The following is a 333-nucleotide window of genomic DNA, read 5'->3' as shown; positions in this document are numbered from 1 at the left end:
AACCGGTCCCCATGCAACAATGCGGCATCGAGGCCAACACGGATATGCCACCACTGGGCACCATGGCAATGACAACGCCAGATATTTCCATGCGACGGGCGATCGAAATCCGTTACGCTACCGAGCAACCCGTGGTGCTGGCTGAACATGGCAAACTGGTGGGGGTACTGACCGACCATAACTTCTATCACGCCATGCTGGGTAAACATTTTAATGGTGCTGCTACGGCGTAATCTTGCGCGCCGTGCACCATCGAGCATTGAGCATTGAGCATTGAGCATTGAGCATCGAGCATCGAGCATCGAGCATTGAGCATTGAGCATCGAGCCTGGC

At 54.7% G+C, this 333-nt stretch carries 1 protein-coding gene; it reads left to right on the top strand.

Going from position 1 to position 333, the window contains the following annotated elements:
* Window positions 1–233 (top strand): hypothetical protein (locus tag Q4563_RS17890; RefSeq protein ID WP_336623049.1); only part of this gene is annotated, 233 nt, incomplete at its 5' end.
* Window positions 234–333: the final 100 nt, after the last annotated feature.

This window comes from Gilvimarinus sp. 1_MG-2023 (genome assembly GCF_030548285.1).
Note: the sequence above shows the minus strand (reverse complement) of the source record. Positions and strands in the feature narration are given on the sequence as shown.